The organism is Reyranella sp., from assembly GCF_044224635.1.
In the GTDB taxonomy this organism is placed as follows: Bacteria; Pseudomonadota; Alphaproteobacteria; order Reyranellales; family Reyranellaceae; genus Reyranella.
Genome location: NZ_JBGAKA010000001.1, coordinates 349804 through 375858 on the forward strand (window position 1 = coordinate 349804; position 26055 = coordinate 375858).

Here is a 26055-nt window from a genome sequence, read left to right on the forward strand (position 1 = left end):
AGTCAAAGCCACGTCCCGAGGAATGCCTCCACCACCGCTGCCGCCTCGTCATTGGCCGCCGATCAACGCGGCAATCTCCTCGATCAGCGAGGCCGGACTTGTTGGCTTGGTATGGACAGTCAGTGCCGGGTAACGCTGGCGAAAGTCGGAAGGCAAGCCCGCGCCCGTCTGGATGGCGAGCGGAATGCCGCGTTCCAGCAGGACGTCGAGCACTGGGACCACGTCGCCATCCCTGAGATTCACATCCAGGATTGCGCCGGCGACCTCACCGCGGGCGAGCAACGCAAGGGCCTCCGTCGCGCTTCCCACGGGCCCGACAACCCGGCCCGCGGCGTCCTCCACGGCCATCGCGAGATCGAGCGCGATGTAGGGCTCGTCCTCGACGATCAGGATCGGCGGGGCGTTGGCGTCACTCAGCGGCAGCGTCGACAGCCGTCACGGCACCAATCGTGTCCACGTCGAAGGGCGTGGTCTGGTAGATCTCGTTGATCCAGTTGCCGAACAGCAAATGACCGTGGCTGCGCCAGCGGTTGCGGGGACGCAGCGCCGGATCGTCGGACGGGAAATAGTTCAGCGGCAGTTGGCTGGCGCCGTCGCGCTCGTACTCCCTGGCAAGCGTCTTCGTATCGTATTCGAGATGGTTGAACATGTGCAGCATGCGGCGACGCGGATCGTCGATGAGGCAGAGGCCGCTTTCGGAGCTCTCCGCAAGGATCGTGAGCCCGGCGGTCGCCTGGACATCGGCCCTGACGTTCTCGGTCCAGCGTGAGACGGGAACGTCGAACACGTCGGCGAAACCCCGCAGGTAGGGCGACTCGGGCACGAGATTGCGATGCGCGAACACGCCGAACGCCTTGCGTTGCAGCTCGTGCTTGGGCGTGCCGTGGAAATGGTAGAGGGCAGCCTGGGCCGCCCAGCAGAGCGCCAGGCAGCGATGGACGTTTGTCTGCGTCCAGTCGAGGATCGAGCGGAACTCGCGCCAGTAGCTGACCTGCTCGAACGCCAGCCGCTCGACCGGGGCGCCGGTGATGATGAAGCCGTCGTAGCGGTTGGTGGCGACGTCGCTCCACGGCCGATAGAAGGTCGCCATGTGGTCGGCGGAGGTGTTTCGAGCGACATGATCGGTGATCCGCACAAGCGTCAGCTCGATCTGCAGGGGTGTCGCCGCGAGCAACCGGGCAAGCTGCGTCTCGGTGCTGATCTTGTCCGGCATGAGATTGAGCAGCCCGATCCTGAGCGGCCGGATGTCCTGGCGGATCGCATCCCTTTCCCGCATCACCGCAACGCCTTCCGCTTCCAGCACGCGGCGAGCGGGCAATGTGTCGGGGATCTTGATGGGCACTTTGCGTCGTCCTTCCTCTGGGTCGACGCTCGCAGCCTGGTCCGCTCGATTGCCGACTTGGGCCACATCCTCCTGCGGAGTGCCACCTTGCCCGGATCGGCCGGTTGGCGTTGGGCGTCGCCCCAACTCTTGATGCGGGAGGGTTTTAGGTCCGCGCCGCGCCTATGGCAATGGCGCGCGGCGCCCCAGCAGCGCGCTGGTGCAGCTCGCCGGGAAGGGCTGCTGCCTCAAGGCAAGGCAGGATGCGTCTCGATCCAGTGACGGGCGATATCCTGACGCCGGGCAATCCAGACTCCCCGCAGCGAGAGGACGTGGTCGAGCAAGCGTTCCAGGGCGACGAAACGTATCGGGTTGCCGATGATGCGCGCATGCAGTCCGATCGACATCATCTTGGGGCGTGAGGCGCCTTCGCGATAAAGCACGTCGATGGCGTCGCGAATCATCTGCAGCCAGTCGTCGGCCTTGGCCACGTTGCCGCGATAGAACATCTGGTCGTTGGTGGCCATGCTGTACGGCACCACGAGGTGCGGCCGCCCGGCGACCTTCATCCAGAACGGAAGGTCGTCGGCATAGGAATCAGAATCGTAGAGGAAGCCGCCTTCCTCGGCGAGCAATCGACGCGTGTTGACGCTGGGCGCGTAGCGGCAATACCAGCCGTAGGGTCGGCGGCCGACCGACTTCTGGAACGACGCCACCGTCCTGGCGATCAGCGCCCTCTCCTCTTGCTGCTCGAGGTCGAAATGGTTCATCCAGCGCCATCCGTGGCCCGCGATGTCCCAGTCGGTCTTGCGGATCGCCGCGGCGGCAGGCGGATTCGCCTCGATCGCCATGGCGCAGCCATAGAGAGTGAGAGACAGGCTGCGTTCGGTGAAGGCGCGATGGATGCGCCAGAAGCCGGCGCGCGCGCCATACTCGAACAGCGATTCCGCGCCAAGGTCGCGGGTCTTGATGCCGCGCGGCGGGCCGGCCTCGGTCAGCGTCGTTTCGCTGAAGGAATCACCGTTGGCCACCGAGTACTCCGACCCTTCCTCGTAGTTCAGGACGAAGTTGACGGCCAGCCGTGCATCGCCGGGCCATCGGGCATGCGGCGGCTCGCCGCCATAGCCGACCAGATCGCGTGTATGGCCCATCGTCCCTTCCCCTTCGTGCAAATCGATCGAGATCGCGCAGCGCGCAATCCCAACCCCGATCATTCTGCCAGATAACCGCCATCGACGACGATCGTCGTGCCCATGGTCCAGCGCGCTTCGTCGCTGGCCAGATAGACAACGGCGCCGGCGAGATCCTCCGGCGCACCGAGCCGACCGGCCGGGATGCGGTCGACCGTCCATTGCCGCATCGCCGGATCGGCAAAGCGTTGCTCGGTGAAGCCTGTCAGCACCGGCCCCGGCGCGACCGCGTTGACACGGATGCCGTGCGGCGCGAGGTCGAGCGCCATGCCCATGGTGAGCGATCGCAGGCCGCCCTTGGAGGCGAGATAGGCTGCCTTGTTGCGCACCGCCGCGTGGGCGAGCTGGGAGGTGACAAAAACGATGGCCCCGCCATTCTTGGCTTCGACCATGCGGCGGCTGACGGCCTGTCCGATCACGAAGGGCGCCGTCAGGTTGACACCGAGCACACGGTCCCAGTCGGCGCGGCTGTGATCGAGGATGCTGGCCGTCGCCGTGGTTCCGGCGCTGTAGACGAAGGCGTCGAGCGCACCGAAGGCAGCGAGCGGCGCCTTCACCAGGGTTTCCGCCGCCGCCGATACGGTCACGTCGATCCCCAGCGAGGTTGCGCGCCCGCCGGCCTGCGTGATCGAGAGGGCTGTCGCAGCGGCTGCCGCGCCGTCGAGATCGGCAACGACGACGTTCGCTCCCTCCTTGGCCAGCAGCCGCGCGCTCGCGCGGCCTATGCCGCCGCCGGCGCCCACGACCAGCGCCGTCTTTCCCTCCATCCGACCCATCGTCGCACTCCTTCGTTGCGGTCCAGGCGCGCGCTACAGTCAGGCGCGCGCCCGCTCCACGGTCTCTTCCTCGATACGATAGTAGGTTTCGAGGCCGATCAGGCGCTCGATGCCGATCCGCGACTCGCGCGCCGCCGTCTCGTCGATCCCGGCGAGACCGGACTGGCGGAAGCGGAGCATGACGTCGCGCACGGCCATGTATTGGGCGATGACCACGCTGATCGCATCCATGCAGGCCGCGTAGCCGAACTCGGCGAGCTGCTGCGCGGTCAGGATCGGCCGTCCCGTGCGGTTGCCGGTGCTGTTGACGTAGATCAGCGGCGCCTTGCAGTCGCGCGGCGCGTTTGCCGCCTCTTCCAGGGTCTTGGGAAAGATCATGACCATGTCGGCGCCGGCCGCGGCGAAGAGGTTGGCGCGCCGCACGCCCTCGGCATAGCCGTCGGTCTGCATGGCATCCGTCCGGGCGATCACGACGAAATTCGGATCGCGTCGCGCTTTGACGGCGTAGGCGATCTTGGTCGCCATCTCGTCTGCAGGGATCACGTGCTCGCGATATTCCCGATGATAATGGGCCCGCTTGGGAAAGACCTGATCCTCGATGTGGACGGCCGCGACGCCGACATGCTCGAGCTCGCGCACCGTCCGCATCGAATGCATGGGGTCGCCGAAGCCCGCGCCACCGTCGACGATCAGCGGCACGTCGACCGCCTGGGTGATGCGCCGCGCCAGCTCCACCACCTCGCTCATGGTGAGCAGCGGCTCGGTGATCGTCGTGCCCGCGCCCATGGCGTAACCGCCGAGCGCCACCGCCTCGAAGCCCGTTTCCTCGGCGATGCGGGCCGCGAACGGGTCGGGGCACGATGGCATCAGCAGCAGGTCGCCGCGCGCGATCCGCTGCCTAAGGCGGGCGCCATTGCTTCTTTCCATGTCAGCTCGTTCCTCTGCTGTTGGCGGCGCGGCGCTGGGCCATCGGCTCCGCGACCTCTTCCATCTGCGCGGCGCGCTGCTGGGGCGTGCGGTACGGCCCCTCGTCGCGCCGCGAGAAATAGACCACCTGCTGGTAGCGATCGGTGCGATAGAGCACGCGCACGAACTGGAACGGCCGGCCATCGCGCGCGAAATGCGTCCGCTCCAGCACCAGCAGCGGCTCGCCGATCGCGACGTCCAGCACCTTCGCCACGCTGCGGTCCGCCAGGGTCGCCGACGCAACTTGGCGGCTGCGGAAGGCGGGAATGCCGCAATACTCCTCGACCAGCAGAACCAGCGACCGCTGGTCGAACAGATGGCGCGGCAGGCGCTCGCCGATCTCCTCGGGAAAATACAGGCTGGAGTAGGCGAACGGTCCTTCCCGGGTCGACCGCGTCGCGCGCACGTTCAGCATGCGGCCGCCCGGCGGCACGCCCAGGACGCCGGCGATGCGGGCATTGCGCGCCGCCGTCACCGTCTGCACGGACTTCACGGCATAGGAACCGGAAAAGCCGATATCGATGATGTCCTCGATGCCGCCGATGTTCCATTCGCCGCCGCCGCTGCCGCCGCGCTTGAGGAACGTGCCGCGCCCGGCCGTGCGCTCCACGATGCCCCCGGCGACCAGGTTCTGCAACGCAGACCGAACCGTCTGCCGGCTGACATTGAATTCCAGCACCAGCTCCGCCTCGGTCGGCAGGCTTTCCCCGACACGGTAGACGCCCTCGGCGATACGCTGCCGGAGCGTGTCCAGGATGCGGGCATAGATCGGGACGAACGTTCGGGTCATCATCCCCCATCGGCAGCACGTGGCTCGAGAATTGCCATGGCGATGCCGCGAGGGTCAAACGATTTGTCCGGACAAAGATCGAAATTGTCCGTATAAAGTTGTTGCGGTCGATTTTGCCGGCACGTTAACGTAGCCGTCGACGGCAAGTGATCTGGCTGCTGGTACTTGGAGTCGCGGACATGGATCTGCGGGGAAGCGTCGCCCTCGTGACGGGCGCACAACAGGGCATCGGCCGGGCCACCGCCGTCGCGCTGGCTCGCGAAGGCGCCGACATCGCCCTCAACTATCTCGACGACAAGGCAGGCGCCGGGTCCGGCGCCGAGCTCTGCCGCAAGGAGGGACGCCGCGCGCTGATCGTGCAGGGCGACGTCGCCCGCCGCGACGATGCGGCCCGCATGGTCGCGGAGTGCGTTGCCGGCCTGGGCCGCATCGACATCCTGGTCAACAATGCCGGCGTCTTCCCGCGCGTGAAGTTCCTCGACATGACCGATGCCGACTGGGACTACCTGATCGACATCAACCTCAAGGGCGGCTTTCTGTGCGCCCAGGCCGCGGCCCGGCAGATGGTGGCCGAAGGCCACGGCGGCGCCATCGTCAACCTCTCCTCCGGCGCGTTGCGCGGCGCCAAGCTCGGCGTGCATTACAGCGCCAGCAAGGGCGGGGTCGTGTCGATGACGCGGGCGATGGCGCTCGAGCTTGCGGCACACGGCATCCGCGTCAACGCGGTCGCGCCCGGCCTCACCGACACGGCCCAGCCGCGCTACGAGCACAGCGACGAGGAGCTGCATGCGCTGGGCCGCGCCCTGCCGCTCGGCCGCCTCGGCACGCCCGAGGAGATCGCCGACGCCATCGTCTTCCTGGCGTCGTCCAAGGCCCGCTTCATCACCGGTCAGGTGCTGCACGCCAACGGCGGCGGCTATATGCCCTGAACAGCTATGCGCCGAGTTTGGTCACACGAGTGGGGTGTCACATGAGCAAGAAGCATAAGATCTCGACAATCGGCCGCCGTCAGGCCATCGCCGGAGCAGGCGGCCTGGCCGCCTCGTTGGCGGCCGGCCGGGCGTTCGGCCAGTCGGCGCCGGCGGTGAAGGGCAACGCCTCCAAGGTGCTGTTCGGCATCGGCCTCAGCGCGCCGTTCCTGGCGTTCGTGCCGTGGGTCGACAAGGGCATCGCCGCCAAGCACGGAATCAACGCCGAGTACAAGATCTTCGAGAGCGGGCTCGGCGGCGTCGAGGCGGTCGTCGCCAACAACGGCCACATCTGCGTCGGCAGCGAGGTCAACATGTCCCGCCCTCGCCTCAGCGGCGGCAGCATCGTGTCGGTCGCGCGCAGCTTGGTGGCACGCCGCGACCAGGGCATCGGCGTCGGCCCGGGCATCGAGAAGCCGGCAGACTTCAAGGGCAAGACCTTCGCCGTCATCCGGACCACGGGCGCCGACTACCTGCTGTCGCGCTTCCTCGAGAAGCACAATCTGCGCGAGGGCACGGGGCCGGACGAGGTGAAGATCATCACCGTGCAGCCGGCGGAATGGATTCCCGCCATCCAGCGCGGCGATCTCAACGGCTTCTTCGGCTGGGAGCCGTGGCTTTCCAAGCTGCCGCAGATCATCAAGGGCGCCAAGGTCTACGCTTGGGCCAGCGACGACAACCTCTACAATCAGTGGCTGTTCACCGCCTTCCGCGAGGACTGGGCGAAGCAGAATCCGGAGCTGGCCGGGGCCGTCTACAACTCGCTGGCCGACGCCACCGACTGGACGCTCGCCAACAAGGACGAGGCGATCGACATGTGCGCCAAGAAGTTCCGCCTGAACAAGGCCGACTTCGCCCAGCAGGTCGCCGGGGTCGACTGCGTGTTCGACACCAAGCGCGAATACTACGACCGCTACAAGGTGATGCTGACCTGGGCGATCAATCGCGGCTACCTCAAGATCGACAATCTCGACAAGTTCGTGACCGAGGCCTACTACCCCGACATCGCGCGCAAGTACGCGCCGTCCCGCACCGACTTCTAGGTAGGTGCGCGTGGCCGGCTCCTACATCGACTTCAGCCAGGTCGACTTCCGCTACGATGCCGGCCTCGGGGTGCCCAACTGGATCCTGAAGGGCCTCGACCTGACCATCGAGCGGGGCGAGTTCTACGTCCTGCTGGGGCCGTCGGGCTGCGGCAAGACCACCGCGCTCAACCTGCTCGCCGGCTTCGAGCATGCGAGCGGCGGATCGCTCACGGTCGGTGGCCGCCCGGTCACCGCGCCCGGAGTCGACCGGGTCGTGATCTTCCAGGGCGACGATTCGCTGTACGGCTGGCTGACGGCGCAGGAGAACGTCGAGTTCGGCCTGAAGCTCGCCGGCGTGCCGGCGGCCGAACGGCGCCGGAGGGCGCAGCAGCAGCTCGATTTCGTCGGGCTGGGCAAGCAGGGCCATAAGTTCCCCTCGCAGCTCTCGGGCGGCATGAAGCAGCGCATCCAGATCGCCCGGGCGCTGGTCTGCGAGAGCCCGATCCTTCTGATGGACGAGCCTTTTGCCGCGCTCGACGCCCAGACGCGCGCCATCCTGCAGGACGAGCTTACGACCATCCAGCAGCGCACCGCGAGCACGGTGCTGTTCATCACCCACGATATCGGCGAGGCGATCATCCTGGCCGACCGTGTCGGCATCATGCGCTCCGGCCCCGGATCGGCCCTGAAGGAGGAGATAGAGATCGCGTTGCCGCGACCGCGCCGTCGCGGCGATCCGGCATTCGGCGAGCTCTACGACCGCATCCACGCGATCCTTTCCGAGGAGGTGACCCGCGTGCTGCGGCGCGAGCAGGCGAGCCAATGAGCTCCAGCTCCGACGTCCTGGCCACGACGGCCCGTTCCACCGATGGCGGCGGCGCGGCGCGGACGAAGGCGGCGGTCCTGAAGCGGCTGGGCGGCACGGCCTCCCTCGTGCTGCGCTATGCCGTTGCCGCCGCGGCGATCGGGCTGGCGTGGGAGCTGTTCAGCGTCCGTTTCGATTCGCCGGTGCTGTTTCCCGGACCGGCCAAGACGGCGGCACGCGCCGTCGAGCTGATCGAGGAAGGCCGCCTGCAGGCTGACATCCTGGCCAGCCTTCAGCGCATCCTGATCGGCTTCGCCATCGGCAGCCTGGTCGGCGCCCTGGCCGGTCTGGCGATGGGGTCGTCGCGCCTGATCGCCGATCTCTTCCGTCCGCTGGTCAATTTCTTCCGCTTCATCGCGCCCACGGCATGGATCGCCACCGCCATGGTCTGGTTCGGCCTGGGCGAGGCCAGCAAGATCTCGCTGATCATCTACTCCACCATGTTCGTGGTGCTGCTGAGCTCGATGATCGGCGTCGGCGCGGTCGCCCGGAACAAGATCCGCGCCGCCCGCTGCCTCGGCGCCACCGACCGGCAGATCTTTTTCCTGGTGACCCTGCCTGGCGCCCTCACCTACGTGCTGACCGGCATGCGCATGGCGCTGATGAATGCCTTCATGACCGTCGTCGCCGCCGAGATGATCGCCGCCGAGGCGGGGTTGGGCTACCTGATCTACAACTCGCGGCAGTGGATGGAGACCGATTCGATCTTCGTCGGCATGCTGACGCTCGGCATCGTCGGCCTGATGGCCGATCGGCTCTTTGTCCTCGTCAGCCGCACCCTGCTGCGGCGCTTCAGCTTCCAGTGAGGGACATGAGCGCGACCCGGAAATCATTCTATCGCGGCGCCTCCTGCATCGTCGTGTTCCTGATCCTGTGGGAGGCCGGCGCCCGGCTGTTCCTGGTGCCGGCCGTGCTGCCGGCGCCGACCCAGATCGCCGCCGAGCTGATCTCCTACGCCTCGACCGGCAAGCTGGGCTACGACCTGCTGATGAGCGGCCAGCGCGTGCTGGTGGGGTTCGCCATCGGCAGCCTGCTGGGCGCGACGCTCGGCCTGCTGCTTGGCTCGTTCAAGGCCTCGCAGTGGCTGCTCGAGCCGCCGCTGCAGTTCTTCCGCTTCATCCCGCCGATCGCCTGGCTGACGCCGGTGCTGATCTGGTTCGGCATCGGCGAGAACGGCAAGTACGTCCTGATCGCCTACACCACGACCTTCATGGTGATGATCAACACCTTCGCCGGCGTCGTCGGCATCCGGCAGAACCAGCTGCGCGCCGCGCGCTGCCTCGGCGCGACGCGCTGGCAGGTCTTCCGCCTGGTCATCATCCCAACCGCCCTGCCCCACATCCTGAACGGCATGCAGATCGGCATGGCCAACTCGCTGCAGACCCTGGTGGTCGCGGAAATGCTGGCGGCCAACGAGGGGCTCGGCTTCCTGATCATCAACAGCCGAATCAGCCTGTCGACAGAGCTCGCCTATGTCGCCATCTTCCTGCTCGGCGTCATCGGCTTCCTCGCCGATTCGAGCTTCCGCGCCTTCGCCGCCCGTGTCGCCTGGAAATACAAGCTTGCCTGAACAGTCCCCCCGCCAGCCTTCCGGTCCCTTCGCCAACACCGTCACGGTCGGCGACGTCGCCGCCTTCGTGACCAGCAAGAACGCCGGCCCTTACAAGCTGGCGCTCGACATCGTGTTCGCGACGGCCGCCGACTACGAGCGTTTCGTCGGGCAAGCCGGCCTCGATCGCGAGGCCGTCGCCGCCATCTACGGCATCCCGCTGGCCGACGTGCTCGACGTCATCCATTTCGCGCCGGCCTTCGCCGTCAAGATCGCGCTGCGGCGGCGCATCATCGCCGGTGCGCCAGGCGACAGCGACGTCTACGGCGCGCAGCAGCACGTTCCCCTCATGCAACACCGGATCGCATGGTAATGGCCCCCGACAGCCTCACCGTCTTCGCCCCGCAGGGAATGCTGGGCTACGGCATTCCCGAGCGCTCGATGCGCCTCGGCATGGACCGCCGGCCCGACGTTCTCGCCGTCGATGCCGGATCGATCGACCCCGGCCCGCACTATCTCGGCGCCGGCGTTTCCTTCACCAACCGCCGCTCGGTGCGCAAGGACCTGGAGATGATCCTCGATGCCGCGCACGCGCATCGCATCCCCGTCCTGATCGGCAGCGCCGGCGGCGCAGGCGGCGACGCCCATCTCGACTGGCTGATCGAGATCTACCGCGAGATCTGCCGCGAGCGCGGCTACAGCTTCCGGACGGCGCGCATCAGCGCCGAGATCTCCCGCGACTGGCTGCGCCGGCGGCTGGCCGACGGCGCCATCTCGCCGCTCGACCACGACGAGGCGCTGACGCCGGGCCATCTCGAGCGGGCGACGCGAATCGTCGGCCAGATGGGCTACGAGCCTTTCATGCGGGCCATCGAGGCCGGCGCCGAGGTCGTCATCGCCGGCCGCACCTTCGATCCGGTGATGACCGGCGCGCACGCCCTGCTGCGCGGCTTCGACCGCGGGCTCACCGTGCACATGGGCAAGCTGCTGGAATGCGGCGGCGCCGCCGCCTATCCGCGGCACGGCTCCGACGGGCTGCTGGCCACCCTGCACCGGGATTCGTTCACGGTCGAGCCGCCCAACCCGGACAAGGTATGCACCGTGGCGTCGGTCGCCGCGCACTCGCTCTACGAGCGCGCCAACCCCTACCACATGGAATTCCCCGGTGGCGCCATCGACCTGCACGCCACCCGCTTCGAGCAGGAGAGCGAGCGCGTGGTGCGCATCTCCGGCACGCGCTACATCGAGGCGCCCGACTACACCATCAAGCTCGAGGGCGTGGAATGCATCGGCTACCGCACCATCGCCATCGCCGGCGTCCGCGATCCCATCCTGATCTCGCGCTTCGACGACTACGTGGCCAACATCCGCAACCGGGTGGCGGAGCGCTACCCGCCCGACGGCTACCGCCTGACCATCCACAGCTACGGGCGCAACGGCGTCATGGGCCCGATCGAGGCCGCGCGCGCCGAGCAGCCGTTCGAGCTCGGCCTGGTGTTCGAGGTCATCGCCGACGATCCCGAGACCTCGGCCGCGGTCCTCGCGCTGACCCGGTCGGCGGCGCTGCACGTCACCTATCCTGGCCGCAAGGGCATTGCCGGCAACCTCGCCTTTCCATTCTCGCCGTCGGATATCCCCGTCGGTCCGGTCTACGAATTCACCATCCATCACCTGGTCAAGACCGAGGATCCGTGTGCGCCCTTCGCCATGGACCTCTTCACGCCCTGATCTCCCCTCCGCCGGAAGCCTCCCCTTTCACCGGACGCCCCTCTCACCGAACGCCCCCTTTCACCGAACATTAGCCCCATGCCCGACCAGCCGATGTCCGACGCAGCCGCCCGCGACTATGCGAGCCTCTTCAATCCGCCCTTCGCGCTGGACCGCAGCAAGGTCGCGCTGGTGGTGGTCGACATGCAGTATGCCAGCGCCTCGCGGCGCGACGGCCTGGGGGCGCTGCTGAAGGCCAAGGGCCTCGAGGACCGGGGCACCTACCGCTTCGACCGCATCGAGCAGGTGGTGACGCCGACGATCCAGCGCCTGCTTGCCGCCTTCAGGCGCGAGAAGCTGCCGGTGATCTATCTCACGGTCGGCTCGGAGCTGCCGGACTTCACCGACATGCTGCCGGGCATGCGCCGCTTCGCTGAGGCGATCGGCAACACCGAGGGCGCCAGGGAGCATCGCATCCTGGACGATCTGAAGCCATTGCCGGGCGAGGCCGTGGTGAACAAGACGACCATGAGCGCCTTCCATTCCTCCGGCTTCGAGCGGCTCGTCCAGGCGATGGGACGCAGCCAGCTCTGCTTCACCGGCGTCTCGACCAACTCCTGCGTCGAAGGCACGGCGCGCGACGCGGCCGACCGCGGCTTCCAATGCGTGATCGTCGAGGACGGATGCGGTGCCGCCGCCGCCGAGCTGCACGACGCGACCTGCCGCAACTTCGCCCGCCTGCTCGGCCGGGTTGCGACGTCACAGGAGGTTCTGGAAGAGCTCGCCGTCGCCTGACCGTGGATACGGTGGCGGCGGGTGCTATCTAACCCGGCAGCGGCGGGCGATTGCCAATCACGAAGCGGCGGATGCGCGCGTCCCCTTGCTCGAACAAGGCGCGACCACCGCCAGACATCGGATGGCAGGATTGTATCGCTGGTGCCCCCGGTCGGACTCGAACCAACACTTCCGTGAGGAAACCTGATTTTGAGACTGGCGCGTGCCCAATGATTTCAAGAGGTTAACCTTTCGGGGCTCGCTTGGGGCTCGGATAAACTGGTGGAAAAAATATGGCATACTCTCCTATTGCGTGTGTTCCGACATGGACGTCATGAAGCGTTATGATGCGGGTCTGGGGGAGGTTCGCATGGCTGACCTCATTGGGTGCCAGGCAGCGCAAAGATGTCCGCTACCGGACCAATAACGGCCTTCGTTCGCGTCCCTTGCCATGTCGCAGAAGGGCCAAATGCGGATGTCCGGCACGTCAGAGCATAAAGGAGCGCGGACGCCGAGATCCGCCCAGCCGTGTGGCCTGCCAATGGGCGTCGTTCCCCCGGCAAAATTGCGCGCCGTCAGTGGCCGCTAGGGGCGGATTATCCTGCTTCGAGGCGGCATCGATGTTCCTCGTGAGCGGACCAGCGCAGTAGTTCCGCGCGAGAAATTCTAGGAATTGCCGGTCCTGGGCATCTCGGGCATGAGCGAGAGCACGTTCGACGGCTGGGCACTCGAAGGCGCCGCCAACGGGCCCACGACCGCCGCGTCGGTCGTGGCCAGCGCCGTCCCCGGGGCGACGACATCCGGTATGCCGCCGTCTTCGACGACCTATCCGCGGCCAACGTCCTATCCCGGATCGCCGCCTCCCGTCATCTTTCCGAACACGCGTCCGGTCATCGTGCCTGGCTTCCGCCTCCACCGTCACCGTCACTGATCTGGACGGGGGCAGGTCGAAGGGATATTGGCAGGGTGCAGTGAGTGTGCTGCTCAGATTGAACTTGTCTTCTGAACTCGGGGGGGGATGGGGGAACACCCAGGCGCTGCGCCGGGCAGCGCAGCGAACAAAGCAGGCCTCTGTTGGCGGTTAGCTCCCCCATGAGATTATCAAGGCTAGCCGTCTATTGGTAATCCCTGTTCCTCCTCGCTTCGAAAAGTTCCGAGGCGCATGATAAAGGGCAAGGCAAGCGACCCGGCACTTTTTCCAAAACCAGGCGGACTACCAAGTGCAACACGTGCCCACTGATGAGCGCTATCGCGCCCGCCGTGGCCGGCGCAGATAGGCTAGCTGCGCCCAAATCATCGGGGGCGCCCAACAACAACCCGCGCAACGGAGGGGCTCAAGCAAGGCGTAGTTTTACGTTTCCAACGCGAGCCTGATTTCGTATCCGAGATGGGCCGCGCATAAGCGCAGGCTGCTCGACGCAGCGACAGCGCCCTGTAGGGCTCCTGGCCCGACGTGTCAGTGTAGCCGGTCGGCGGGTCGACCGGCACCGTTACCTCTCGTTGTCAGAGAGCAGTCATGATGTTAAGGGTATTCGGGCCAACACTAGGGGGAAAAACATATGTTGAAGAAGTTCCTGATCGCATCGGCAGCCGCGCTGCTGCTGGCGGCATGCCAACAGCAGCCGCAGATGGCCAGCTCGGCACCTGTTACGTCAGTGAGGCAGTTGTTCGTCGTGTACTTCAACACCGGTCAATCGGACATATTGCCTGATGGGCAGGCGAAGATCGACCAGGCCGCCGCAACCTTCAAGCAGGGCGGCACCAACGTGCTTGTGAAAGGCCATGCCGATCGCGTAGGCGATCAGGGGATGAACCTGCGGCTTTCCATGGCGCGCACGGCGGCCGTGAAGGCCGCGCTGATGGGCGCCGGCGTGCCGGAGTCGGCGATCCGGTCGGGCAGCCTGGGTGAGGAAAGCCTGCCGGTCCCCACCGCCGACCAGGTCCCCGAGCGGCTTAACCGCAGTGTTCACATCACGGTCATTGGGCGGCCGGTCATGAGCGACAAGGACTATTGCGCCGCGCTTGCCAGGAAGTGGCGTTCGTTGTCCCGGACGGGCGCACAGGGTCCGGCGCCGCAGGCAATCGCCCAGTGCGATGCCGGAAACTACGACGCGGGCATCACGGTTCTGGAGCAGGTCCTGACGGACGACAGGATCGTGTTGCCGTCGCGCTACCTGTAACCTGATCCGGCACGAGCGGATGACAGAGGGCGGTCCTCCTGCGAGGGCCGCCTTCTTTATTCGCGGTCGATCATCTCGCTGTCCTTTCCGAAAACTCTGTCCGCGCTGGAAGCGACTGCAATCGATCATGCAGTCGAATGCCGTGTCGATGGCATTGCGGAAAGCAGCCAGCATGTCCGCTCAGGGTCAATCGTGTCGCTTTTGCGATGTTCGCGTAGTGTCCGATTAGCAGGCAATTTCGGACATACCGGCACTCGGTTGATGGGCTGCGCGCCGGCCGTGAATCGAGGTTCCTCGCGGAATGTGGCTGGCCCATGGAGATTGCCCGGCTCAACAGGGCCTCGCGAGTATCCCTCATAGTGCGCCATAGCGCATCGTCACAACCCACGTGCTGAGCCAGGCGCGTTAGGCTGAAGGAGCGGCCTGGCTGAACCGTATGGTCAACATGGACGCTATGATGGTGCCCCCGGTCCGAATCGAACGGACACTCCACGAAGTGGAACATGATTTTGAGTCAGGCGATGGCTATCGTAACCATCTGATTTTCCTACACTTTTCCGGCCAAGTGAGTTTAGTGTGTAAGAAACTGTGTAAGTCTGACCCAAAATAACGCAGACGCGCTTTCTCATTAGCTCACCTAAGCCCTCGCGGTCCACATCTTTGTATGCAAGGCAAGCATCGCACGATAAGTTCTTCAAACAACGCACGTAACCAATAGGTACATAAAGGTCCTCGCTAGCGGCGCTCCTAATTCTACTTAGTCTCGGCGACGCGACAATGGCCTCGCCACGCCCCTGCAGTGAGAAATTGGGCAGGAGACGCTTGGAACTCACGTTCGGCGCGGTACCGTATACCCACGCAAACGGTATTGGCTCCCGTCTTGACACCGGAGGCTTGGTCTAGTTCGGGGACGGTGGCAGGGTAAGCCCATGGACTACGAAGATTGCGAGGACCTCAAAGACCGTTGCTTGTGCTCTGACTGCATCGGGGAAGCCTTCCTCAAGAGCGACGTTCAAACACACGGACAGGAAGCGATTTGCGACTACTGCGCGAAAAGCGGAAAGACCTTCAGGGTCGGCGCACTCTGCGAGCGGGTGGCGCAAGCGTTCGAACAGAACTACGCCCGCGCGTCCGATGATGACGGCGATCCCGTCATCTACGCCATTCAGAACGCAGCCGACATTCCAGAAGATGCAGCCAAGGACATTCAGCAGGTTCTAGAGTACGAGAACGAACCTGCTCCCGGAGACTATATAGGGGAAGAGAGCGAATTCAGCTCGGAACTGTTCTACGCCGAGCACTCCAATGACGGCGCCGACTGGCATCAACGGTGGCGAGAGTTCGAGAGGACCCTGAAGACAGAAGCACGGTTCTTCAGCCAGACGTGCGAGACGCGATTACGTGACGTTTTCGATGGCATTGAGCTGATGAAAACGGCCGCCAACGAGCCGCTTATTATCGATGCAGGCCCCGGCACCAAGCTCGACGCATTCTTTCGTGCCCGCGTCATCGAAGGGGAAGACGCGCAGAAGGCTGCGATCGAAAGGCCGGACCGAGAAATCGGTCCACCTCCTAGCCATCTAGCGAAGGACGGCCGAATGAACGCACGCGGCATCTCGGTTTTCTACGGTTCTGGAGACGTCAAGACGGCACTTGCCGAAGTTCGGCCTCCTGTCGGAGCCACAGTCGTGACGGCGCGATTTCGGGTGATACGGCCCCTGCAGCTTCTCGACCTCACGGCGCTAGGCTCAGTCAAAGTAACCGGAAGTGTATTTGATCCAGCCTTTGCGCCGAGGTTTGAACGTGTGACCTTTCTCAGGTCGCTAAGCCAGATCATGACACGGCCAGTCCTCCCATCAGACGAGGCATTCGCGTATCTTGCGACACAAGCCGTCGCGGATTTTCTCGCGTCGCGCCCCGCGCCCGCCATCGATGGAATTCTCTTTCCGTCGGTCCAGACTAAAAGCAATGCGTTAAATGTCGTTTTGTTTCAAAAGGCCGCCAAGGTAAAGCCGATTGATTTTCCACCCAACACCAAGCTCTGGTCATCGCTGTACGAATACTCGGATGAGGGCATTGCTCCCGACTATACGGTGTATGAAGAACTGCCTGCTCCTGACGAAAAACTGGACGATGACTTCCCCATCCCACTTTTTGGTCGCGGCCTATTGCATAGCCCCACTGACGACAATCGCGATGACACACTAGAAGTAGACGTGGCGGAAGTAGCGATACACTTTATCACTGGGGTTTCTTTTGATACTTCGGATGTCAAGGTCACTCGGCAAAGGTATCAGCAATACAAGCGACCTAAAAACACCCCATTCTAGCTGGGCGTCGTACCTCAGTATTCAGCTTCACAGGCACCTGCAAGTCAGTTTGGGAACAGCAAGCTAATCGAAAGTGGTGCTTCCCCGCGTTGGCCTGGCCTCAGGTTGGATTGGAGTGCCCCGCTCGCCATTTCTTGGTGACGAAAGCCTGGACGGCGGAGCGCACAGTCTGCCCGATGCCGTTCAGGTTATACGCAGCTAACTCAGAGCGGCTTTCAGGAAGCCAGTGCCGAGGCGGTGCGCCCGCCTTTTCACATGACTTGTAGAGTGCCTTCACCAGAGCTGGATCGTACTCGCGTAGCGTCTGTAGAGGGACAAGCCGTCGCGCTATGAGCTTCCGATACGTTTCTTCGTAAAAGCTGCGGGCGCTGCCTTCCGAACTATCGACGGCTCTCGATCGATCGCGGTCGACGTACTTCGGAACTCCCAACACCGCGAGATCCTTGGCTTCAAGGGCATGGCGTGTACGGCAGGTGTAAAAGCGGACGCCCAGTCGTTTCATGCGATCGTCGATTGCGGTTCTACGAACGTCAAGCTTGACAACGGTCGAGCCGACGCCTTCTTGATAACTGATGTCGACCAAAATGCCACGATAGCTCGCCACAACGTCTGCCAGATACTTGAAAAGCAGATAGTCGTACCATCTCTTCTCAAGACACGCACGGGGCAAGCACTCCGCCAAAGTCACTTCTTTAATAGCTCTCCGAAATTTCTCGTAAGGGTTTTGACGAAAATCGAGATCGACTTCGAGAGCATCGCTACCCGGGTCTTCTTGGATGTTATGCAACTTCGAGGCCGCTGCATCAACGATTAGCACAAGACACGGTGCCACTAAGTCTTCAATCACATTTGTCAGCTCGCGAGCGCGCCTTGCACCGACTGTAGCCATCGCCCGGTCGACGGAACTTTGAAGCTGCCTAAGGCGCTCCAACTGCATCTGCCGGGTTTTCAGCTCAAGGTCGTGTTTTTTCATGGCGGATATATTGTGCACTCCGAGTTTGTTATGCGTACCTGAACCATGCCCATGCAACAGTTGAAAACGAAGCCGGGCAGGGAGTAACTGATGCGCGGCTCTGGCGGTCTACGTTCTGAATCTCGGCGGGGGCTCGCGTCGTAATCGATTCAACACTTCCTCGATCTCATCATAGCCGTCTTCGATCTTTGGAAAGACTCTGCGGACGGTGGGTATAATGTATCCATGTAGTTCAACAAGCTCTTCGGAGTGGCGCCTCAAATTCTCCGTAGTGCTTTCAGTCTCTAGCTTCAAAGCCTCAAAAAAATCGTCGGCGCGCGCTTCAAGAGCAGCAACTTTCTGCTCAAGCTTTGCTAATCTGGCGAACACATCATCCATGCAACGATATTACAACCTGTTATTACTTTCATCAAACAGAATACATTTGAAACTATTAACGGTAGCTATCATCCACGCATATCCACTCTGCGCCGTTAGATGGTTAACATATGCATACTTCTTGAAAGTATTTACGTCTGCTATTGTGGTTTTAAGCAAAAGCAACAAATAGCGGGCTGGCTCTTTCTCATGTCTAGTTTTTTAAAGACCCATGCAGATACGACGTTAGTCGACGAATTGTTCATGAGCTCCGCTTTGGAGTTCGGCGCTCTGCTAAAAGATCGCTACGTGCGCGATCGCGATCAGTATCGAGAGCTGCTCGGTGCTGCCAGTCTGCTCGACAGGGACGCCTTTGCGCGTACCCATTTCGCTGATTATCCCGAAGTCCGCAACCAAGTCGACGCTGTTCTCCGCGACGAGCTGAGAGCAGAGCGACTACGAATGACGACTTCGGAAACTCACCTGCTCGGGAGCAAGGATATTTGGGGATACGAATATTCTGAGTCGCTCCCGAAAACTGCGCGAAGAGCGAGCGACCTCGCATTGGCGTTGCACAGTGCCAACCTTCACCCTCCCGCATACGCAATCAGCAACAAGAATTGGGAAGCCAATTGGGGTGAACCGAATGCTCGACAGCGCAATTTTGTGCTGGTGGGCATTTTGTCAACGGGAGCCGATGCACAGCAACGGCTCGCGGATGTCATAGTGGGGAGGCTGGGAAGGCCACCCCATAGCCTTCGCGTCAACCTTAGCGCCATCGACCCGGCGTAGAATCTTTACGCCGAGCCTCACCCGGCGGCTCGACCTTTCTTCGCCCTGGCTTGCCGCTTTGACGTGACTGGCGCTCCAGACCTTTCGCAAAGCGGCACGATCCGGCGTAGACGGCCCTTCAGTTCCTTCGCGACGTAGGTCTCGATAACTGCCGTCGCGAAGCTGTCCGGTGTGTGGTTCGCAACAAACTCTCCTCCTGCCCCGAGGAAACTGCGATAGCCGGTGTCGCTGAGAAAGGGCTTGGTCGTCTCCACGGCATGCGCCGCGAAGCCAAGCCATGACGTGTGAGCAGCCCCAATGCCGAACAGCCCCTCCATCTCGATGCGAACGCGCATAGCCTTCCAGCGGATCTCAAAGGATCCCGACTGTCCCCACAGCGGCACCGTCCCCTCCTCCGCTCGCGTGAGGCGGGCGAGCACATAGCCCGGCGCATCCTCGTGAGCGAGGATGCCGGCTTCAAAGCCATTGAGCTTGAAGGCGAGAGCGAGCGCCTCCCGACGCAGGCGAGCAACTTCGCCAGCGTCGCCCTTGAGCATCGCGGCGTGATGCGTTTCGATGAGGCGGCGGTAGTAAGGAACTGCCGCCTCCATGGTCCCCGGCAGGTGCGCATGGGCGACCCGCTCCGTCCGCGCCCGGTTGGCCGTTTCCGTGTCGGCCAGCAACGCATCGAAGGCGAGCTGGCCCGGCCCATCTTCGGTCCGGCGGGTCACGCGGCCTCTGCGATCTTGGTTTGCAGGCTTGTGAGATGGTCGGCGGCGCGCTGGGCATAGGCGGACGCGGTAAAGACGGCGCGCTTGTCGTGCTTGAGAACCTTGATCCACGACGCGATGTAGGCGGCGTGGTCCGGCATCACCTCCGGTGTGAGGCCGAGATCGGAGGAGAGAAAGGCGGCGCCGAGTTCTGCCACAAGCTCTTCCATGGCGTAGCCCTCGTCACCCCAGCGCTTGCGCCCGAAGTCTCGATTGAGGCGGGTTTCATGGCGGGTCCAATGGGTCGCTTCGTGAGCGAGGGTTGCATAGTAGCTTTCGGCGTCGCGGAAGGTCTCAAAGGGCGGCAGCTGAACGAAGTCTTGCGACACGTTGTAGTAGGCGCGGTTACCGCCATGCCGGATGTCCGCTCCGATCGCAGCGAAGAACACTTCTGCCCGTTCGATGCGTTGCACTGGGTCGAGTGGCTTGGTTGCCGGGGTGTAGAAATGTGCCGGTAAGCCGTCGACCTGCTCGACATTGAACACTGTGTAGCCTTTGAGGAAGGCGAAAGAGCGCTCCGTCTCCTCGCCCGCGGCCTCGTCATTCTTGGTTGCGGTCGCGGCATAGACGACGGGTGAACCGCGTTCACCCTTGCGAACCTGTCCGTTCAGCTCGAGCGCTTGACGGTAAGTGATCCAGATGGGGGCGCTGTAACCCTTCGCGTCGGCTTCGATCCAAAGAGAGAGGATGTTGATCCCCCGATAGGGAACGCGGTTGGCCCGCAAGGGCCTGCTGATGCGCCCGGCAGCATGTTCGGCATTCCACGGCTTGAGCCACGGCCTGACGCCTGCCTCCAGCTGAGCAACGATGGTGTCTGTGATCCGGGTGTGGACATCGGCCTTCATCGGAGCCTCCGTAGCCAAAAGGTTGCGCATGCAACCGACTAGCCACGCGGCAATGAGCGGGGGTGATGCGTCACAGGCCGGAAAGCGGCGGAATTGGTGCGGGCCGGAGCGCAGCGAGTACACGGCCGCCGCTTTCCGCCCGCAGGGCCTGGCCTTGACGCAACGGGGGCCGCAGGCCCCTCAAGACAAAGACAGAGTTCGGCCGAAGGCCGGCACCTTAAGCGCGAGGGATCGTCACCGAATGGCGAAGACGCCCCTCCCCTTATCTACCGAGGGGCGGCTTCGTGAGGCCCGCAACCCAACAACGGGCCGAATAGAGCCCGGTCGGTGAAGCCGACGCGCCCAAATTGCGACTAGTCGACAGGCTGAATGGAAGGCTATGGCCCCCGGGGCGTAAATGTCGAACTGAAGGGCTTGTCGGAGTGGTCTGCTGCCGGCTTTATTGGGGCCTGCAACCCCTTGCGGTTACGCTTCGAGTAGGCTTCCCATGCGATTCGCGCCATTCACGCGGCCGACCCTCATTGCTGCAGTCGAGCTGCTTGAACTGCATAGCCAGGCCAAATTCAATCAGGTGGTATTGCGGCTTGGGCTCGAGGACGAGCTTCCTTCGAGCACGGGTCTCAGCGTCGCAAAAAAATGCGATCTCCTCGGGCGCATCGTCCTCAAACGTACCGAGACGGTCCTCAACACTGTCGACGGCAGCATGACCTTGGGCGAAGCCGCGATCCGGGAAGCCGTCCAACTGGCTCAGCAGGATTCCGCGCAGCCCCTCCAAACGGCATTCGTGCGCGGACTTGCGCGCGACGGATACGTTGTGGGCTGGGACAGTCAGGGCCGCAACCCTTCGATCCGCGCGGCTCTTCCTGGCGAGATTCAGCTTCCGGAGACCGATGACGAGGTGCATCAGCTCCTCGAGAAGCTCGGCTTTGTCACGCCGCTAGGACACCTCGACCAAGCAATCGAAGCGCACACGCGCGGCGAGTGGGCCGCCTCCAACGGCCAGCTTCGAACGTTCATCGAGAGCCTGTTCAACGACATCGCGCGCAATCTGCGGCCCACGGAAATGGCGACACGTTCCACCTCGGAGAACCGGCGCGCGCTACTTGGCGAGATCGGCTTTCTCGCGACCGCCCGCAACGAGTGGACCTCGGACGGAAAGAACTACATCAACGGTCTCTTCAAAATGCTGCACACCGAAGGATCTCACCCGGGCCTTTCGGACGAAGACCACTGCACTTTCCGGCTTCACGTCGTCCTAGTGACGGCCAGGACGTTTTTGCGCCGCCTTGCGAACGGGCAGTAAAAGCGATGGCATTCTCCTCCCATGATCAATTGGAGGCGGTCGCCGGCGCATTTGACAGCACGATACTCGGTCTGACCGGGCCAGAAGTCGAGCACCTCCTCGCCTCCAGCACGATCGACGTCGAGGCCCCGCCACGGAGCGCATCTATCGGCGATTCATCGGGTCCACGACGCCGCGCATATCCTGCCACACGTTCGAGGATCGAGGTTCAGAGCGAGAGAGCTGAATGGAAAACGAGCTAGACCCCGATCGCATTGGTCGCATCGGCGAGCGAGAGTTCGAAGCGCTCTGTGAGCGCGCGGGTCTCTACTGCAACAAGAGCGCCACCGACGTCATGGGCTGGGATTTTATCGTCGAATTCCCGATGGAATTGAGCGGCCGGCCGTCGCTACCTCTCGACCAGCGCCCCATCAATGCCGCCCGGGTACAGTTGAAGTCGACGCTCGGCCGCACCGGCAATCGCATCCGTCTCAGCCTGTCCGCCATAGACCGGTTGGCCAAGGATCCCCACGCGGCCCTCATCGTCGTGTTTCGGCTGCGGGGAGACGGCGAACTTCAATCAGCTTATCTCGTCCATCTCATTGGGAAGGAGCTGGCTCGTGTGCTCAAGCGGTTGAGACTGGCCGAGGCTCGCAGCGCTCACGACATCAACCACACCGATATCAGCTACGACTATGAGAAAGTCGGGCAGCGCTTTGAACCGACTGCCGCCGGTCTGCTAGCGGCGCTGATCACGGCCTGCGGAAACAATCCAAACGCCTACACGATCGAGAAACAGCGGCAGCTTGCTGAACTTGGTTATGAGAACGGCCAGTTTGAGGCCGAAATGCTTCTCAAGATCGAGGGTCCGGAGCACTTCAGCAACCTGCTGCTCGGCCTCGCGCCGTTGAAACCGGAGCGCCTTCGTGTGTTCGACAACCGGTTCGGTATACGCCTGCCCTATCAAGGGACGCTGTTCGACGACATTGAAGAGTTGCGTCTAACGCCGCCTACTATAGGCCCCTGCGAGATCACAATTCGCGGACCGAGCTTCGGGCGGGCGGCGCGGTTTGACGCTCAAATGTTCATCGGACCACCGATGGCCGCGCCGTATCAAACAGAGCTTCTCGTCCGCTCTTCGGACTTCATCATGCGCTTGACCCCACCGGCGCTTAAATTCGAATGCGTCGACGCCATCGATGACATGGAACGTACTTTGGAGGAGTGGGCGGAGCTGCTTCGCGCGCTCACGCTCATGACCGCAGGGCGCGCAAGCCTGACAATCGCTGGAAACGACCGAATTCGCTCGATTACCTTCCCTGTGGATCAACCCATCACGGGACCGTACCTCGATGAACTGCCACTTTTCTCAGCCTTTGCGGATGGGTGGCTGCGCCTTCTCACAAATGCCGGCCTGCGCTCCAACGCGAGATTCAAGTTCGATGCGTTTTGGGAGGCAAATGAAGCACGGATGACCGTGGACATCCTTCTGAATCCCAAGTCGGAAGCCCGCTTTGAGTTCCCCTTCCTCGATATCGAAGGGACATCGCTTCCTCTGGAGGGGCTGTATTACAACAACGCAGCGTTTGCTGACACCAGTATCACCTTCAGCGCGAAAGTCCTGTTCGAGAAATCCGCTGATCCGGTGTGGGCGTACAGGTCAACGCACTTTGAAGCTCTGGATGTTCGGCCGAAAGTCGCCGACCTTGAAGAGTACGGACTAGACCAGGCTGCCGCCTCCAACCTCAAGCTGCTCATCGATCCAAGCAAGATCACAATGACGTCCCCGGGACGTGGGTGAGGCGCGTTTCCCCTCATGAGCAACGAACCGTGCCGCGGGAGCAGCGTCCAAAAGCCCCTCCGCAGAACAGATCCGCCGCTTCCCACCCGGAGTATTACCTCACTGGGGCCGCCGGCCCTTCGGCCCGGCCCGGCGCAGCCAGACGCGCCTGAGTGAGCCATCAGGAGTTTGGTGACCCATCTCCGAACCGGCCGCCGCCTCCGTCGCCAGACGGCATAGCCCGATGGCAGGCTGGTCTCGTGTGCAAAAGAAGCCGGCTTGACCTCGCCAACGGTTCTACTACTCTCGACCTTGGCCTCCAAGCACAGGCCGGTGTGCCCACCACGCGAAGCCATGCGGTGCTCTTTCGGAACAACTTTCATGCTGCCCTGCTTTGGGCGGACTTGATTGGCAGTGGGCACACGATCGGTCTGTGCATCGAAGGACTGGGCCATGACGCACCACAACGACCTGCAAATTCTGAAGACCATTGCCAAACGCCTGGCGCGGAGGAACCGGATTGCCCATCACACGGCGCTCGATGTGATCGCACGCCAATTGCGGCACGCGCATTGGAATGCTTTGACCGCCGCATGGGCGAAAGGCTGGCGTCCGGATCCGGCGGTGCTCAACGAATTCGTGCATTCAAAAGCCCAGCCCGACGCCGACGTGATGGGCATTCCTCTCCTGGGCATTGGGCTTGGCGTCAAGGAACATGGCACCATTGACGGGCATCCTTACTCGCTGGAGATAGATTTCGAGGTGCTCATGGCAGGAAACGGATGGTGCATATTGCTGGAGCATGCCCCTTCCGACAGTCCCGTGATTGAGATCTACGACCACAGCGACAACAATCCAATCCTGGACTCTGAATTCAAGGCTAAAGCACTCACGATCTGCCACGAAGCTGCAGACCGACTTCGGGCTCGCATCGCGGTAGACTGGCCTCGCCGCTCGACGAAGCCGGACCAGGAGGGTCGGGCGCAGCACCCGCTGTCAAAAGCGATTTCGAATGAGTGGCATTGCCTTCACTGCGATGGCGCATTCAGCGGCGCGCAGATGGCCGACAACATGTGGCACTGTCCACAGTGCAGCGCCACGCCCATCGACATATTTGCGGAACAAAGCGAAGACAGCCCTCACCGGAACCACCGGCGGGCGACCTCGAGAGGCCTCTAGGGCAAAGAAGAGGGCGTAGTGCTCGCGATGTTGTTACCCTTGCAAAGCAAGTTCGTACTCATCGGGTGCAGTAGGTATTGCGGCATAGTCGTCGCCTTTCGCACCGAAGATCTTCAACGGAAGGGCTGCCCGCGCTAGCGGATTGTGCGCGATGGCGACTTTGAAGCCTGGACGCCAGGCCCATTCAGATGTACATCCAATTACTGCGCTCACCCCCGCATAGTCTGGATTCAAGAAACTGTCGGTTGGTACGTCGGATTTATTCCGCTTTTCTATAGAAAAGCGGAGCGTATGCTTGCCCCGTCCGTCGATCTTCCCCTCACTCGTAATTGGAAAGCCGACAGGCCCTATAGGAAGGACTGCTTCTACGGCAAACGGAAATCGAGAGTTTCCCTCGGTGATGTTTCGACTTCGCACAGCATGCGGCCATCAATGGCGATGACATAGCAATCATTGTCGCGGACAATTCCTTGGCCTCGGTAGCCATGCGAGCGACGTCGACGTCCCGTTTGCCTGTCCACCGGGCCTTCGAGCTTATCATATTTCTCTTTAATTGCTGCAGTCCAGCGCAACAGGATCTCTGCGAAGGGGACTGACGACACTTCGGTCTTGATTGTCGACCAGTCGACCGGCTCGAGCCACTCAGGAGGCAAGCCTGTTGGTTCGGGTGCCGTACACTCGATAAAGACTCTGCGATCACCTATCGAGAAGCAGAAGTCGGGCCCCCTTGCGGCAGATGTAGGAGCATGGCCGCTTTCGACCAAAAGCCGAAAGACGATCATTTCCCAAATGCGCTGCCACATTCTCCGGTCGTCATTGCTGGTGATCTCTTTCTCGAAATGCGGATCAGCCAGCCCTGACCGTGAGTACTGCTCCCAGAGCCCAAGATGATATTCTTCGGTCCACGTTCCCTTGAAGCGGGCCGTCAGGAAGTTCGCGACACTCATACCGAGCCTTTCTCTTCTAGCGCGGCGTGGTGCTAGATCGCAAAATCCTCGAGCTTCTTCCCGCCCTTCATCGCCGCGACGAGCCATCTCGGGCGTAAGCCCCTGCCCGTCCATGTCTCGGTGCGATCGGCAGGGTTCCGGTACTTTGGCTTCACCTTGACACCCCTCATTGCGCTGCCGCGTCCAGCGCTGTGACTGCCCAGAGCCTCCGCAATGTCTGCGGTGGACAGTTTGTACCGCTTGATAACGTCCTTGAGTTGCTTCACCCCGGGCTTCTCAACATTCTTGAGCGCCTCAGCTTTCGCCTGGAGTTCCCGGATCTTCGCTTCGAGCAGCGTCAAAGAAGCGCGCCTAGGCATGAGTCAAGACTCCTTCTTTAATTGGCGTAGCGCTGGAACAAATGCCTATTCCATCTTGCTGCTGTCAACCATCAATTCGACTCGGTTTTAGAGTTTTGCAGGCTCCAGAAAGTGACCGTGTCATTCAGCTGCTGTCGCTGCAATGCCCGCCTCCACCCGCTGCCCGCCCTACCTGATCATTCTTCTACGTGAGTTCTGGCCGCAATGCTCTTCCCTTAGGTTGCCAGGAGACGGGTCCTGAAAGCGCGAAGCGCGCCAGGGAGGATCAACCCACCAGTGAACATGACCGCATACAACCCACAGGCGCTAGTCAAATTGAACTCGGCTTCCCCTGAAAGTAGTGGTAGGATG

At 62.8% G+C, this 26055-nt stretch carries 25 protein-coding genes, 1 tRNA gene and 1 riboswitch; of the genes, 14 read left to right on the plus strand and 12 right to left on the minus strand.

The window, feature by feature from the left end; translation table 11 throughout:
• Positions 1–48: 48 nt before the first annotated feature.
• From ACILR9_RS01610 to ACILR9_RS01635, 6 genes are all read right to left on the minus strand, one after another.
• Positions 49–417: a response regulator gene (locus tag ACILR9_RS01610; RefSeq protein ID WP_395708178.1), complete on the minus strand. Its 369-nt coding sequence runs from the start codon at positions 415–417 to the stop codon at positions 49–51.
• Positions 410–1342, minus strand: coding sequence for a homoserine O-succinyltransferase (gene metA / locus ACILR9_RS01615; protein WP_395708126.1), 933 nt, complete (start codon positions 1340–1342; stop codon positions 410–412). Before metA ends, ACILR9_RS01610 begins: the two co-directional genes overlap by 8 nt.
• Positions 1343–1377: 35 nt before the next feature.
• Positions 1378–1483, minus strand: a riboswitch (SAM-I-IV-variant riboswitch).
• 86 nt (positions 1484–1569) lie between these two features.
• Positions 1570–2472 (minus strand): polysaccharide deacetylase family protein, encoded by a 903-nt coding sequence (locus ACILR9_RS01620; RefSeq protein WP_395708127.1) that lies wholly within the window; start codon positions 2470–2472, stop codon positions 1570–1572.
• Positions 2473–2531: 59 nt separating this feature from the next.
• On the minus strand, positions 2532–3287 hold the full coding sequence (locus tag ACILR9_RS01625) for an SDR family NAD(P)-dependent oxidoreductase (protein ID WP_395708128.1): 756 nt from the start codon (positions 3285–3287) through the stop codon (positions 2532–2534).
• Between the two features lie 39 nt (positions 3288–3326).
• Positions 3327–4214 (minus strand): oxaloacetate decarboxylase, encoded by an 888-nt coding sequence (locus ACILR9_RS01630; RefSeq protein ID WP_395708129.1) that lies wholly within the window; start codon positions 4212–4214, stop codon positions 3327–3329.
• 1 nt (position 4215) lies between these two features.
• The gene (locus ACILR9_RS01635; RefSeq protein ID WP_395708130.1) at positions 4216–5043 is read right to left on the minus strand and encodes a GntR family transcriptional regulator; all 828 of its coding nucleotides are present in this window, start codon (positions 5041–5043) and stop codon (positions 4216–4218) included.
• Between the two features lie 179 nt (positions 5044–5222).
• On the opposite strand from ACILR9_RS01635, the gene ACILR9_RS01640 reads away from it, so the two are divergent.
• The 9 genes from ACILR9_RS01640 to ACILR9_RS01680 all read left to right on the plus strand — a co-directional run bounded on the left by ACILR9_RS01640 (position 5223) and on the right by ACILR9_RS01680 (position 14111).
• Positions 5223–5972: an SDR family NAD(P)-dependent oxidoreductase gene (locus ACILR9_RS01640; protein WP_395708131.1), complete on the plus strand. Its 750-nt coding sequence runs from the start codon at positions 5223–5225 to the stop codon at positions 5970–5972.
• Positions 5973–6013: 41 nt separating this feature from the next.
• Positions 6014–7054: an ABC transporter substrate-binding protein gene (locus tag ACILR9_RS01645; protein ID WP_395708132.1), complete on the plus strand. Its 1041-nt coding sequence runs from the start codon at positions 6014–6016 to the stop codon at positions 7052–7054.
• Between the two features lie 10 nt (positions 7055–7064).
• Positions 7065–7862 (plus strand): ABC transporter ATP-binding protein, encoded by a 798-nt coding sequence (locus ACILR9_RS01650; protein ID WP_395708133.1) that lies wholly within the window; start codon positions 7065–7067, stop codon positions 7860–7862.
• Positions 7859–8707, plus strand: a complete 849-nt coding sequence (locus ACILR9_RS01655) for an ABC transporter permease (RefSeq protein WP_395708134.1) — start codon at positions 7859–7861, stop codon at positions 8705–8707. The genes ACILR9_RS01650 and ACILR9_RS01655 overlap by 4 nt, the downstream gene beginning before the upstream one ends.
• A 5-nt stretch (positions 8708–8712) precedes the next feature.
• Entirely contained in the window at positions 8713–9471 is a 759-nt protein-coding gene (locus tag ACILR9_RS01660; RefSeq protein WP_395708135.1) for an ABC transporter permease, read from the plus strand.
• Positions 9464–9823 carry a DUF4387 domain-containing protein gene (locus ACILR9_RS01665; RefSeq protein WP_395708136.1) on the plus strand — a complete coding sequence of 120 codons (360 nt, stop codon included), beginning with the start codon at positions 9464–9466 and terminating at the stop codon, positions 9821–9823. The genes ACILR9_RS01660 and ACILR9_RS01665 overlap by 8 nt, the downstream gene beginning before the upstream one ends.
• Positions 9823–11178, plus strand: coding sequence for an acyclic terpene utilization AtuA family protein (locus tag ACILR9_RS01670; RefSeq protein ID WP_395708137.1), 1356 nt, complete (start codon positions 9823–9825; stop codon positions 11176–11178). The genes ACILR9_RS01665 and ACILR9_RS01670 overlap by 1 nt, the downstream gene beginning before the upstream one ends.
• Before the next feature lie 93 nt (positions 11179–11271).
• Positions 11272–11952 carry a cysteine hydrolase family protein gene (locus ACILR9_RS01675; RefSeq protein ID WP_395708138.1) on the plus strand — a complete coding sequence of 227 codons (681 nt, stop codon included), beginning with the start codon at positions 11272–11274 and terminating at the stop codon, positions 11950–11952.
• 1538 nt (positions 11953–13490) lie between these two features.
• A complete protein-coding gene (locus ACILR9_RS01680) occupies positions 13491–14111 on the plus strand; it encodes an OmpA family protein (RefSeq protein WP_395708139.1) in 621 nt (206 codons plus the stop codon).
• A gap of 458 nt (positions 14112–14569) precedes the next feature.
• Here ACILR9_RS01680 and ACILR9_RS01685 read toward each other — a convergent pair.
• A tRNA-Leu gene (locus ACILR9_RS01685) sits at positions 14570–14662 on the minus strand.
• Positions 14663–15040: 378 nt separating this feature from the next.
• Here ACILR9_RS01685 and ACILR9_RS01690 point away from each other — a divergent pair.
• A complete protein-coding gene (locus tag ACILR9_RS01690; protein ID WP_395708140.1) occupies positions 15041–16441 on the plus strand; it encodes an RES family NAD+ phosphorylase in 1401 nt (466 codons plus the stop codon).
• Between the two features lie 100 nt (positions 16442–16541).
• Here the strand turns inward: ACILR9_RS01690 and ACILR9_RS01695 are convergent, their stop codons facing one another.
• A complete protein-coding gene (locus ACILR9_RS01695; RefSeq protein WP_395708141.1) occupies positions 16542–17414 on the minus strand; it encodes a hypothetical protein in 873 nt (290 codons plus the stop codon).
• Between the two features lie 621 nt (positions 17415–18035).
• On the opposite strand from ACILR9_RS01695, the gene ACILR9_RS01700 reads away from it, so the two are divergent.
• A complete protein-coding gene (locus tag ACILR9_RS01700; RefSeq protein WP_395708142.1) occupies positions 18036–18563 on the plus strand; it encodes a hypothetical protein in 528 nt (175 codons plus the stop codon).
• A 17-nt stretch (positions 18564–18580) separates the two neighbouring features.
• Here the strand turns inward: ACILR9_RS01700 and ACILR9_RS01705 are convergent, their stop codons facing one another.
• Positions 18581–19273 (minus strand): hypothetical protein, encoded by a 693-nt coding sequence (locus ACILR9_RS01705; RefSeq protein WP_395708143.1) that lies wholly within the window; start codon positions 19271–19273, stop codon positions 18581–18583.
• Positions 19270–20157, minus strand: coding sequence for an ArdC family protein (locus ACILR9_RS01710; protein WP_395708144.1), 888 nt, complete (start codon positions 20155–20157; stop codon positions 19270–19272). Before ACILR9_RS01710 ends, ACILR9_RS01705 begins: the two co-directional genes overlap by 4 nt.
• Positions 20158–20644: 487 nt before the next feature.
• Between ACILR9_RS01710 and ACILR9_RS01715 the strand changes: the two genes are divergently transcribed.
• The 3 genes from ACILR9_RS01715 (at position 20645) to ACILR9_RS01725 (ending at position 24398) form a co-directional block, all read left to right on the plus strand.
• Positions 20645–21460, plus strand: a complete 816-nt coding sequence (locus ACILR9_RS01715) for a hypothetical protein (RefSeq protein WP_395708145.1) — start codon at positions 20645–20647, stop codon at positions 21458–21460.
• 226 nt (positions 21461–21686) lie between these two features.
• A complete protein-coding gene (locus ACILR9_RS01720) occupies positions 21687–23240 on the plus strand; it encodes a hypothetical protein (protein WP_395708146.1) in 1554 nt (517 codons plus the stop codon).
• 432 nt (positions 23241–23672) lie between these two features.
• Positions 23673–24398, plus strand: coding sequence for a hypothetical protein (locus tag ACILR9_RS01725; RefSeq protein WP_395708147.1), 726 nt, complete (start codon positions 23673–23675; stop codon positions 24396–24398).
• Between the two features lie 365 nt (positions 24399–24763).
• On the opposite strand, the gene ACILR9_RS01730 is transcribed toward ACILR9_RS01725, so the two are convergent.
• Complete coding sequence (locus ACILR9_RS01730) at positions 24764–25345, minus strand: hypothetical protein (protein WP_395708148.1); 582 nt, start codon at positions 25343–25345, stop codon at positions 24764–24766.
• A 32-nt stretch (positions 25346–25377) separates the two neighbouring features.
• Entirely contained in the window at positions 25378–25704 is a 327-nt protein-coding gene (locus tag ACILR9_RS01735) for an H-NS family nucleoid-associated regulatory protein (protein WP_395708149.1), read from the minus strand.
• Positions 25705–26055: the final 351 nt, after the last annotated feature.

Bases quoted from the DNA above. Each gene is read 5' to 3' on its own strand.
- ACILR9_RS01620 (WP_395708127.1), bottom strand. From the start codon at position 2,472: ATGGGCCATACACGCGATCTGGTCGGCTATGGCGGCGAGCCGCCGCAT.
- ACILR9_RS01625 (WP_395708128.1), bottom strand. From the start codon at position 3,287: ATGGGTCGGATGGAGGGAAAGACGGCGCTGGTCGTGGGCGCCGGCGGC.
- ACILR9_RS01630 (WP_395708129.1), bottom strand. From the start codon at position 4,214: ATGGAAAGAAGCAATGGCGCCCGCCTTAGGCAGCGGATCGCGCGCGGC.
- ACILR9_RS01635 (WP_395708130.1), bottom strand. From the start codon at position 5,043: ATGACCCGAACGTTCGTCCCGATCTATGCCCGCATCCTGGACACGCTC.
- ACILR9_RS01640 (WP_395708131.1), top strand. From the start codon at position 5,223: ATGGATCTGCGGGGAAGCGTCGCCCTCGTGACGGGCGCACAACAGGGC.
- ACILR9_RS01645 (WP_395708132.1), top strand. From the start codon at position 6,014: ATGAGCAAGAAGCATAAGATCTCGACAATCGGCCGCCGTCAGGCCATC.
- ACILR9_RS01655 (WP_395708134.1), top strand. From the start codon at position 7,859: ATGAGCTCCAGCTCCGACGTCCTGGCCACGACGGCCCGTTCCACCGAT.
- ACILR9_RS01660 (WP_395708135.1), top strand. From the start codon at position 8,713: ATGAGCGCGACCCGGAAATCATTCTATCGCGGCGCCTCCTGCATCGTC.
- ACILR9_RS01670 (WP_395708137.1), top strand. From the start codon at position 9,823: ATGGCCCCCGACAGCCTCACCGTCTTCGCCCCGCAGGGAATGCTGGGC.
- ACILR9_RS01675 (WP_395708138.1), top strand. From the start codon at position 11,272: ATGTCCGACGCAGCCGCCCGCGACTATGCGAGCCTCTTCAATCCGCCC.
- ACILR9_RS01680 (WP_395708139.1), top strand. From the start codon at position 13,491: ATGTTGAAGAAGTTCCTGATCGCATCGGCAGCCGCGCTGCTGCTGGCG.
- ACILR9_RS01690 (WP_395708140.1), top strand. From the start codon at position 15,041: ATGGACTACGAAGATTGCGAGGACCTCAAAGACCGTTGCTTGTGCTCT.
- ACILR9_RS01695 (WP_395708141.1), bottom strand. From the start codon at position 17,414: ATGAAAAAACACGACCTTGAGCTGAAAACCCGGCAGATGCAGTTGGAG.
- ACILR9_RS01700 (WP_395708142.1), top strand. From the start codon at position 18,036: ATGAGCTCCGCTTTGGAGTTCGGCGCTCTGCTAAAAGATCGCTACGTG.
- ACILR9_RS01710 (WP_395708144.1), bottom strand. From the start codon at position 20,157: ATGAAGGCCGATGTCCACACCCGGATCACAGACACCATCGTTGCTCAG.
- ACILR9_RS01715 (WP_395708145.1), top strand. From the start codon at position 20,645: ATGCGATTCGCGCCATTCACGCGGCCGACCCTCATTGCTGCAGTCGAG.
- ACILR9_RS01720 (WP_395708146.1), top strand. From the start codon at position 21,687: ATGGAAAACGAGCTAGACCCCGATCGCATTGGTCGCATCGGCGAGCGA.
- ACILR9_RS01725 (WP_395708147.1), top strand. From the start codon at position 23,673: ATGACGCACCACAACGACCTGCAAATTCTGAAGACCATTGCCAAACGC.
- ACILR9_RS01730 (WP_395708148.1), bottom strand. From the start codon at position 25,345: ATGAGTGTCGCGAACTTCCTGACGGCCCGCTTCAAGGGAACGTGGACC.
- ACILR9_RS01735 (WP_395708149.1), bottom strand. From the start codon at position 25,704: ATGCCTAGGCGCGCTTCTTTGACGCTGCTCGAAGCGAAGATCCGGGAA.